The sequence below is a fragment of the Duncaniella sp. genome, assembly GCF_029054785.1.
Taxonomy (GTDB): domain Bacteria; phylum Bacteroidota; class Bacteroidia; order Bacteroidales; family Muribaculaceae; genus Duncaniella.
In genome coordinates, this window is the sequence record NZ_JAIDEN010000064.1 from 1 (window position 1) to 10,258 (window position 10,258).

Consider the following 10,258-nt stretch of genomic DNA (forward strand, 5'->3'; position numbering starts at 1 on the left):
GGGTGGGATTTGGGGCGGTGGCGGTCCTGCGGGGGGTCAGAGTTGGCCGAGTTCGACCATTGTGGCGACGCGTTCGACGATGGCGTCCTTGCGGTCTTTGTCGGGGTTGTAGTCCGTCTTGAGATTCACGCCGAAGAGGCGCCCGAAGGTCTGCCAGAAGCCGGCGCGGAAGGTACCAAGGAAGGCTTTCAGGATGTTGTAGCTCGACTGGTTGGTCTCGCGGTTGATGAGCTTGACAAGCATCTGGGCCTGCGATTTGGTGAATTTTTTCAGTGCGGGCTTGTATTGCTTGAACACTTCGCCTTCCATGCGCTTGAGATGCTCCTCGCGCTCTTTCTGCGTGGGGAAGGTCTCGATATATTCATAGGTCTCGATCAGCGTCTCGCAGATCAGTTTGGCATAGGGGAGGGTTTTCTTGACGTCGCGCACGGTCTTCCAGTAGAATTCCTCCTCCTTCTTATTCTTGAACTTCATCGGAGGGAAGACGGTCACATCGGCCAACACGAGCATCAGCGTCTGCTCGCCGTCTTCCTCGAAAAAGTAGTAGCCCCGGATCGGTCTGACTCTGCCGTCGCCCACCTCGATGTCGACCTCCGGCTCGTCGGGTGACGGCGCGGACGCAGACAGCGCCTGCGCCAACGGCGGGAACACCGTCGCGGCGACAAGCGTGAGCGTCAAAAGCAGTTTTCGGATTCGGGTCATAAGTAACTCTTAAAAATTGAACGTGATATGTTTTTACAAAGTAACCGCGGGAAAGACTTTTATACTTCCTGCAACTTTATTCCGCATCAAGTATAAATTAATTTTCAAGAGTTACTTAGTATTTCTATAACAAACAGAGTGTCAAAAAGTCAGCTCACTGAAGGGAGGGGCAGTCATTTGGTCTCCTTGCGCGGCACGGGGGGATAGTCGACCGTGTAGTGGAGTCCGCGGGACTCCTTGCGCTCCTTGGCCTGGCGCATGATCAGATAGCCCACATTGATGATGTTGCGCAGCTCGCAGATCTCGCGCGAGGCTTTCGACTGCTTGAAGAGTTTCTCGGTCTCCTCGTAGAGGATATCGAGACGGTTCCAGGCGCGGTCGAGGCGCAGGTTTGAGCGGACGATGCCCACGTAGGTACCCATGATCTGGTTGACTTCCTTGATGCTTTGGGTGATGAGCACCATTTCTTCAGGATGGCGGGTGCCTTCGTCGTTCCAGGAGGGAACGTCGGTGCGCAGTTCGTAGTGCGAGGCGTTGGCAAGAGCGTGTTTGGCTGCTGCGTCAGCATAGACCACGGCTTCGATCAGCGAATTGGAAGCCAGGCGGTTGCCGCCGTGCAGACCGGTGCAGGAGCACTCGCCCACGGCATAGAGACGCCTGATCGACGATTCGGCATTGCTGTCGACCTTGATACCGCCGCAGAGATAGTGGGCCGCGGGTGCCACGGGGATATAATCCTTAGTGATGTCGATGCCGAGCGAGAGACACTTGGCGTAGATGTTCGGGAAGTGCTTTTTGGTCTCTTCCGGATCCTTGTGAGTCACGTCGAGATAGACATGATCGTCGCCGGTGAGCTTCATTTCCGAGTCGATGGCGCGGGCTACGATGTCGCGCGGCGCAAGCGAGAGGCGCGGATCATACTTCTGCATGAACTCTTCGCCTTTGAGGTTGCGGAGGACGGCTCCATAACCGCGCATGGCCTCTGTGATCAGGAAGTTCGGGCGGTCGCCGGGATGGTAGAGGGCCGTGGGGTGGAACTGGATGAACTCCATGTCCTTGACCGTACCCTTGGCGCGATAGACCATCGCGATGCCGTCGCCGGTAGCCACGAGCGGATTGGTCGTGGTCTGATAGACGGCGCCGACGCCTCCGGTTGCAATCAGCGTGATGCGCGAGAGGAAGGTGTCGACCTCGCCTGTACGGGTGTCGAGCACATAGGCACCGTAGCAGGTGATGTCCGGAGTGCGGCGGGTGACGATCTTGCCAAGATGGTGCTGGGTGATGATCTCGATGGCGAAATGATGCTCGAAAATGTCGATGTCAGGGTTTGACCTGACTGCCTTGATGAGCGATTCCTGGATCTCGAAGCCGGTGTTGTCGGCATGGTGGAGGATACGGAACTCCGAGTGGCCCCCTTCGCGGTGGAGGTCAAAGCTGCCGTCTTCTTTCTTGTCGAAGTCGACACCCCAGTTGATGAGTTCGCGGATCTGGCCCGGCGCTTCGGTGACAACCTTTCTGACAGCCTCAGGATCGCTGAGCCAGTCGCCTGCGATCATCGTGTCATTGATATGCTTTTCGAAATCGTCGACCTCAAGATTGGTGACTGAAGCCACGCCGCCCTGGGCGAGCGCCGTGTTGGCTTCATCGAGAGTGGTCTTGCAGATCAGGGCCACCTTGCCCTTGGATGCGACCTTAAGGGCAAAACTCATGCCGGCTATGCCTGAGCCGATCACAAGGTAATCGTATTTACGTGTCATGGCATCTGTAAATTTTAGAGTCTTTTAGAGTCTATTTGATAGCGGCCAGGCCTCCCTGGGCGGTCTCTTTGTAGATTGACGGCAGGTCGTGGCCCGTCTGCTTCATCACCTCGACAATGCGGTCGAAGCTGACGGAGTGGCGCCCGTCGGAGAAGGATGCGTAGAGATTGCTGTCGAGAGCACGGGCGGCAGCATAGGCGTTGCGCTCGATGCAGGGGATCTGGACCAGTCCGCAGACCGGATCGCAGGTGAGGCCCAGGTGGTGTTCGAGGCCCATTTCGGCTGAATACTCGATCTGGGCCGGGGTTCCGCCGAAGAGCTGACTGGCAGCGGCGGCGGCCATCGCGCAGGCCACTCCGACCTCACCCTGACAGCCTACTTCAGCCCCTGAGACAGAGGCGTTGAACTTGACCACGCTGCCAAACAGTCCGGCAGTGGCCAAGGCACGGAGAATGCGCTTGTCGCTGAAGCCTTTCGATGTCGAGAGATGATAGAGGACTGCCGGAAGCACTCCGCAGGAGCCACAGGTGGGCGCCGTGACGATCTTGCCTCCCGACGCGTTTTCCTCGCTGACGGCAAGGGCATAGGCGTAGACCAGGCCGCGGCTGCGCAGACTGTCGTTATGGCCTGAGGCATGAAGATAATAGCTGACGGCCTTGCGGCGCACACCCAGACCTCCAGGCAACACGCCTTCGGCATCGATCCCTCGCTCGACAGCCTCTTTCATCACCTGCCAGACCTCGCGCAGATAGTCCCAGACATCGCTGTCCTCATATTCGTCGACATATTCCCAGAAGCTTTTTCCCGACTTCTCGGCCCAGCGCAGAATATCGGAGATCTTGCTGAGCGGATAGATGACTTTGGCCTCCGGACGCGACTCGCCCTCGTGGACGATGTCGCCGCCGCCGATCGAATAGACCGTATCGCGGCCAAGTTCCTTGCCCTGTGCGTCATTGGCGACGAAGGTCATCCCGTTGGGATGGAAGGGAAGAAACACCGAGGGTTCCCACAGAATTGTTGTCGGAGCTGACTTTTCGAGCGCGCCGAGGATAGCCACATCTGTCATGTGGCCCTTTCCGGTGCCTGCGAGGGCTCCGAAAAGGGTCACAGTAAAGGATGCGGCGTCCGGATAACGGGCTCCAAACTCCTGGGCGGCTTTCAGGGGGCCCATAGTGTGGGAACTGGATGGACCGTGGCCGATTTTATAGAGTTGTTTGATGGATTCCATTGATGTCGCCTCGCGGTGATTTGAATCAGTTGATCAGGGCGTGGCCTGTCATCTCCTTGGGCTGTTCGAGGCCCATGATCTTGAGCATGGTGGGAGCCACGTCGGCAAGACGTCCGTCCTCAACCTTAGCGTCGGCACGGTCTGTCACATAGATACAGGGCACGGGATTGAGCGAGTGGGCGGTGTTGGGGGTGCCGTCGGAGTTGATTGCGTTGTCGGCGTTGCCGTGGTCAGCGATGATGATGACCTCGTAGCCGGCTTCCTTGGCAGCCTCCACAGTGTCTTTCACGCATTCGTCGACAGCCTTGACAGCCTTGCAGATGGCTTCATAGACACCGGTGTGGCCCACCATGTCGCCGTTGGCATAGTTGACAACGATGAAATCATATTTTTCTTCCTTGATGGCTTCGACGAGTTTGTCCTTGACCTCATAGGCGCTCATTTCAGGCTTCAGGTCATAGGTAGCGACCTTGGGCGAAGCCACGAGGATGCGCTCTTCGCCTTCGTAGGGCTGCTCGCGGCCACCGTTGAAGAAGAAGGTCACGTGGGCATACTTTTCAGTCTCGGCGATGTGGAGCTGCTTCTTGTCGAGGCCCGAAAGATATTCGCCGAGGGTGTTGCCTACGTTTTCTTTCGGGAAAAGGATGTGGACGCCGGTGAATGATGCGTCATACGGAGTCATGCAGTAATACTGGAGACCGGGGATCACCTTCATGTCGGCTTCGGGAATGTCGTGCTGGGTGAGAGCCACGGTGAGTTCCTTGGCGCGGTCGTTGCGGTAGTTGAAGAAGATCACGGCGTCGCCTTCCTTGATTGTGCCGTCGACGGTCGAATTGTGGATCGGCTTGATGAATTCGTCGGTCACATCCTCGTCATAGCTTTCCTGCACGGCCAGAGCCATATCGGCAGCCTGCTTGCCTTCGCCCTTCACAAGGAGGTCATAGGCAACCTTGACGCGCTCCCAGCGCTTGTCGCGGTCCATCGCATAGTAGCGGCCGATGATCGAGGCGATCTTGCCTGCCGACTTGGCGCAGTGGGCTTCGAGCTGTTCGATGAAACCCTTTCCGCTGCGGGGGTCGGTGTCACGACCGTCCATGAAGCAGTGGATGTAGACCTTCTCAAGACCATATTTCGCAGCGATGTCGCAGAGAGCGAAGAGATGGTCGAGCGAAGAGTGCACGCCGCCGTCGCTGGTCAGACCCATGAAGTGGATGGCCTTGCCGTTGTCACGGGCATAAGAGAAGGCGTTGACAATTTCAGGATTTTCGAGGATTGATCCGTCGGCACAAGCCTTGTTGATCTTGACGAGGTCCTGATAGACCACTCGGCCTGCGCCGATATTGAGGTGACCCACCTCGGAGTTGCCCATCTGGCCGTCAGGCAGACCTACGTTTTCGCCTGAAGCCTGAAGCTCGCTGTGGGGGTAAGTTTTAACGAGATAGTCCCAGTAGGGAGTCGGAGTTGAGAAAATAGCGTCGCTCTTTGAGTGGTTGCCGATTCCCCATCCGTCGAGAATCATTAACAATGCTTTCTTAGCCATGATGTTATAGAAATTGTAAGTTTATTGATTACGATAGACTTTAAAGGAGAGTAATATGTCTGCAAAATTACGGAATTCCCGCCGAAAATCAAAAGTTAGAGGTTGTTTTAAATTTCAGCGCTTCACCAGCGTCTTTGTCAGGGTGACTCCGGTGGGGATTTCTTCGGTGTAGTGGCTGACGAAGATGAGCGAGGTGTCGGGACGGGCGGTCAGGCGGTCGACCAGACGGCGCACCCGCTGTTTGGCCCGGCTGTCGAGTCCGTGGAGAGGTTCGTCGAGTATCAGCAGCCGGGGCTGACGGATGAAGGCCCTCGCAAGCAAGACCATACGCTGCTGGCCTGACGAAAGCTCATCGAATTTCCTGTCTTTCAGATGTTCTATCCCCATGAGCTTCAGCCACGTCAGCGCCTCCAGGCGTTCTTCGTCGGTGATTTTGGCATAGCGGTTGAGGGCCGAACGCAGCCCCTGGGCCACGATCTCGGCAACCGGCAGAGGCGAGCGGAAATAGAGCTGCATCTCCGGACAGACGTAGCCGATGCGGTCTTTTATCTCCCAGATGCTTTCACCGCTTCCGCGCCGACGGTCAAAGAGAGTGATACGGTTGGCATAGGCCTGCGGATGGTCTCCGCAGATCATACTCAGCAGCAGCGATTTGCCGCTCCCGTTAGGCCCGGTCAGCGCCCAGCGTTCGCCGCAGCGCACCGTCCACTCCAGCCCGCTTATGATCTCACGGTCGCCGTAGCGCACATGGCCGTCGGTAATCGAGAAGGCCACTTCATAGTCCCCTCCGGCAGCGGTCCGCGCGGGTATTTCCACGCTCTCTGCCACTTCTCCGGCCTCATCCGACATCCGGCGCAGACCGGCGATCTCCTCCTTATCGGTCACGAGTCTCTCTAAACGGCGCTCCTCCATCACGAGCACCGCACCGGCATAGTCGGGAATATCCGCGCCGTCGCAGAGCAGCATCACCACCGAGGTTCCGCTCTGAGGCAAGCCGCGCAGAGCAGCATCGAGTTCGCCGCGCGAAGCGGCATCGAGGCCTATATATGGATTGTCGAGTATCAGCAGATCAGGACGCGAGCGCAGGGCATTGACCACCAACAGTTTCCGCAGCTCACCGCTCGACAGATAGTTGACACGCTTGCTGTTTACATCGCGCAACGCGAATGCCTCGCAAAGCCTCAGCCACTCCCCGTCCTCGGACAGCGGGCCGACAATTTCCGCCACTGTCGGCACAAAATCGTTGATCGTCGACTCCAGACGCTGCTCGTGGCTGACTACGTCGATCCCCGTAAACGAATGAATATCCGTAAAGGTCAGCATCTTCACCTTCATATCGGGCCGGGCAAATTCGAGGCGGTTGCCATAGGCATAGCGCCCTTTCTCCATCACAAGGCCGAGAGTCGATTTACCCGCCCCGTTCTCACCGAGCACCACCGACACTCCCTCAGGGATCGCCAAAAGCGCCGAATTGTCAAGCACAACACTGCCATAGCCCAGACGCGGGCTGTTGAAACGTATCAAAAAATCTGCATTATTCATATTTGCATTATCATTAGCAGCTGCAAAAGTAAGATTTTGGTCCGTCACCGCAGCATTTTTTCGCCCTAATATTATAAATTATGATTATTTTGCTTATTTTTGCGGAAACTCTCCGCCACAGCTTATCCGGCTGCAAGTTCAACCCTCTGAATCAATACCCAAATTTCTAATCAAACCGTTATGTTCAAAGACCAACCCAAAGGCCTTATTCCTGCTGCTCTCAGCAACATGGGCGAGCGATTCGGCTACTACATCATGAACGCCGTCCTGGTCCTCTTCCTCTGTTCGAAATTCGGACTCTCCGAAGAGACAAGCGCGCTCGTCTACTCGTTCTTCTACGCAGGCATCTATCTGCTCAGTCTCGTAGGCGGTGCAATAGCCGACAAAACCCAGAACTACAAAGGGACCATCATCAACGGTCTCATCATCATGACCATCGGCTACGTGATCCTCTCCGTTCCCATCCTCTCCACCTCCGACAACATCTCCTGGCTCCTGCCGATGACCTGCTTCGCACTTTTCCTCATCGCCTTCGGCAACGGTCTTTTCAAAGGCAACCTCCAGGCAATCGTGGGTCAGCTCTACGACAACCCCAAATACGCCTCCAAACGCGACTCCGGCTTCCAGATCTTCTACGTCTTCATCAACGTCGGCGGTCTTGTGGCTCCCTTCGTCGCTCCTCTGCTCCGCAGCTGGTGGCTCGGCGTCCACTCCCTGGCCTACAATGCCAAGCTCCCCGCCCTCTGCCACGAATATCTAAGCGTCACTGACTCGATGAGCACCGAGAACCTCAACAACCTCTACGCCCTCATCACCGAGACCGGAGGCGATGCCGCTGGCGACATCCAGGCCTTCTGCGCACAGTATCTCGATGTGTTCAACACCGGTATCCACTACTCGTTCATCGCCTCAGTCTGCGCCATGCTCCTCTCGCTGCTGATCTTTGTCAGCATAAAGAAAAACCTCCCGACCCCCGGCAAGAAAGCCAAGGCCGAAGACGTGCGCATCTCCGACGAAGAACGCCGCGCTATGGCCAAGGAGATCAAACAGCGCATGACTGCCCTCTTCGCAGTTCTCGGCGTGGTGATCTTCTTCTGGTTCTCTTTCCACCAGAACGGTACCTCACTCTCGCTCTTCGCCCGCGACTTCGTGGACACCTCCTCGATCGCCCCTGAAATCTGGCAGGCCGCCAATCCCTTCTTCGTGATCGTCCTGACACCCCTGGTGATGCTCATGTTCAACGCCCTCAGCCGTGCAGGTATCGAAATCTCCACCCCGCGCAAGATCGCGATCGGCATGGGTCTCGCAGGCGCCGCCTTCCTCTTCCTCGCCGTCTACTCCTACTTCGAATCCTATCCCTCAGGCATCGAATTCCGCGAACTCCCCAACGCCATCGCGGCCACGATGAAAGCCGGCCCCTGGGTGCTGCTCCTGCTCTACTTCTTCCTCACCGTTGCAGAGCTCTTCATCTCGCCCCTGGGACTCTCGTTCGTATCCAAAGTAGCACCCGCCCACATGCAGGGCCTCTGCCAGGGTCTCTGGCTCGGCGCCACAGCCCTCGGCAACCTCCTGCTCTGGATCGGCCCGCTGATGTACAACAACTGGCCCCTCTGGATCTGCTGGAGCGTATTCCTCGCAGTCTGTCTCATCTCGATGGGCGTAATGTTCGGCATGGTCAACTGGCTCGAACGCGTAACCAAAGCATAATCGAATAACCAATCCGAGAGGGTCTCTGAAAAAGGCCCTCTCTATATTTTTATCACGTAATATGTTCAAAAACCAACCGGCAGGCCTCTATGTGCTCGCGCTCGCAAACACCGGCGAACGCTTCGGCTACTACACCATGCTTGCCATCTTCCTGCTCTTCCTTCAGGCTAAATTCGGCCTCGACTCGACAGTCTCCGGCCAGATCTATGCCGGCTTCCTCGCACTGGTCTATTTCATGCCGCTCATCGGCGGATGGGTTGCCGACAAATGGAGTTTCTCAAAATGTGTCGTCACCGGACTCGCCGTGATGTTCATCGGCTATCTGGTCATGGCCATCCCGACTGACATCCGCAGCACCTCCTCGCTCGCCATCCTCTGCGCAGCCCTCGTCCTGATAGCCTGCGGCACGGGCCTCTTCAAAGGCAACCTCCAGGTGATGGTCGGCGACCTCTACAACGAAGCCCGTTACAGCGGACAGCGCGACGCAGCCTTCTCGCTCTTCTACATGGCCATCAACATCGGCTCCATGTTTGCCCCGATGGCAGCTACCGCCATGTGCAACCTCGCGATGAAAGCCCAGAACCTCACCTACGTGGCCTCAATGCCCGCTATCTGCAACGCCTACCTCGACGGGGCTGAAAACGGCGCCGAACTCGCCGCCACAGCCGCCGAAAACGGCATGACCGCCGGAACTGACCTCGCAGCCTTCGCCGCAAACTACATCTCCACCCTCTCGACCGGTTACAGCTACGCCTTCGCCATCGCCTGCGGATCACTCATCGTCAGCTTCCTGATCTACTTCCTCGGACGCCGCACCTACGCCCACATCCTCACCGACAAAAAGCAGCCAGGCGCAGCCAAAACAGCCGCCGCTGCCGGCCCCGAACTCACACCCGCCCAGACCAAACAGCGCGTCGTTGCCCTGCTGCTCGTCTTCGCAGTCGTGATCTTCTTCTGGATGGTCTTCCACCAGAACGGCGCAACCCTCACCGAATTTGCCAAGAGCTGCACCTCTCCCGAAGCCACAGGCTGGACCCGCATCGGATTCAACGTCTGGGCTCTTCTGAGCATCGCAGTCGGAGTCTACGCCACCTTCAACCTCTTCCAGTCAAAAGGCACCCTCAGCCGCACCATCTCGGTGGCAATCATCGCCCTCGTCGGCTGGGCCCTCTGGTACTTCTACTCCGTGACCCCCGAACCCCTCACAGGCATCCAGCCCCAGCAATACCAGCAGTTCAACCCCTTCTACGTCGTAGCCCTCACCCCCTTCTCACTCGCGATCTTCGGATGGCTGGCCAAACGCAACAGCGAACCCTCAGCCCCGCGCAAGATCGGCTACGGCATGGTCATGGCCGCCGTGGCCTACGGCGTAATGCTCATCGGCTCCCTCTCGATCGTCGGCACCTCGGCCTCCGTATCGCCCAACTGGCTCATCTCGACCTACCTGCTGCTCACCTTCGCCGAACTCCTGCTCTCACCGATGGGCATCAGCTTCGTCAGCAAAGTAGCGCCTCCGAAACTCAAAGGCTCGATGATGGGCGGATGGTTCGCAGCCACAGCCGTCGGCAACTACCTCGTCTCCATCCCCATGCTGCTTTGGGGTAAAATCTCGACAGCAATGCTCTGGGGCATCCTCGTCGTCATCTGTCTCGTATCGGCAGCCTTCATCTTCTCCATCATGAAGAAACTCGAAGCCGCCACAGGCGACACCGCCCCCCCCCCCGCCCCCGCCCCCCCCCAAAACAAACAAAACCCCGCAAAACAAACCCCGTCACGTAAAAA

7 protein-coding genes are annotated in these 10,258 nt (G+C 57.4%); 2 read left to right on the forward strand and 5 right to left on the reverse strand.

Features of this window, described 5'->3' with window-relative positions; genetic code table 11:
• Nucleotides 1-36: 36 nt before the first annotated feature.
• The 5 genes from K2H17_RS04270 to K2H17_RS04290 form a co-directional block, all read right to left on the reverse strand.
• The gene (locus K2H17_RS04270) at nt 37-702 is read right to left on the reverse strand and encodes a DUF4294 domain-containing protein (protein ID WP_300131823.1); all 666 of its coding nucleotides are present in this window, start codon (nt 700-702) and stop codon (nt 37-39) included.
• Between the two features lie 173 nt (nt 703-875).
• The gene (gene nadB / locus K2H17_RS04275) at nt 876-2,459 is read right to left on the reverse strand and encodes an L-aspartate oxidase (protein WP_300131825.1); all 1,584 of its coding nucleotides are present in this window, start codon (nt 2,457-2,459) and stop codon (nt 876-878) included.
• A gap of 31 nt (nt 2,460-2,490) precedes the next feature.
• Nucleotides 2,491-3,687, reverse strand: coding sequence for an L-serine ammonia-lyase (locus K2H17_RS04280; protein ID WP_300131828.1), 1,197 nt, complete (start codon nt 3,685-3,687; stop codon nt 2,491-2,493).
• Between the two features lie 25 nt (nt 3,688-3,712).
• Nucleotides 3,713-5,227 carry a 2,3-bisphosphoglycerate-independent phosphoglycerate mutase gene (gene gpmI / locus K2H17_RS04285; protein WP_300131831.1) on the reverse strand — a complete coding sequence of 505 codons (1,515 nt, stop codon included), beginning with the start codon at nt 5,225-5,227 and terminating at the stop codon, nt 3,713-3,715.
• A 114-nt stretch (nt 5,228-5,341) separates the two neighbouring features.
• Nucleotides 5,342-6,769: an ATP-binding cassette domain-containing protein gene (locus K2H17_RS04290; RefSeq protein ID WP_300131833.1), complete on the reverse strand. Its 1,428-nt coding sequence runs from the start codon at nt 6,767-6,769 to the stop codon at nt 5,342-5,344.
• Nucleotides 6,770-6,949: 180 nt separating this feature from the next.
• On the opposite strand from K2H17_RS04290, the gene K2H17_RS04295 reads away from it, so the two are divergent.
• On the forward strand, nt 6,950-8,476 hold the full coding sequence (locus tag K2H17_RS04295) for a peptide MFS transporter (protein ID WP_300131836.1): 1,527 nt from the start codon (nt 6,950-6,952) through the stop codon (nt 8,474-8,476).
• Nucleotides 8,477-8,537: 61 nt separating this feature from the next.
• Nucleotides 8,538-10,258 (forward strand): peptide MFS transporter (locus K2H17_RS04300; RefSeq protein ID WP_300131838.1); only part of this gene is annotated, 1,721 nt, incomplete at its 3' end.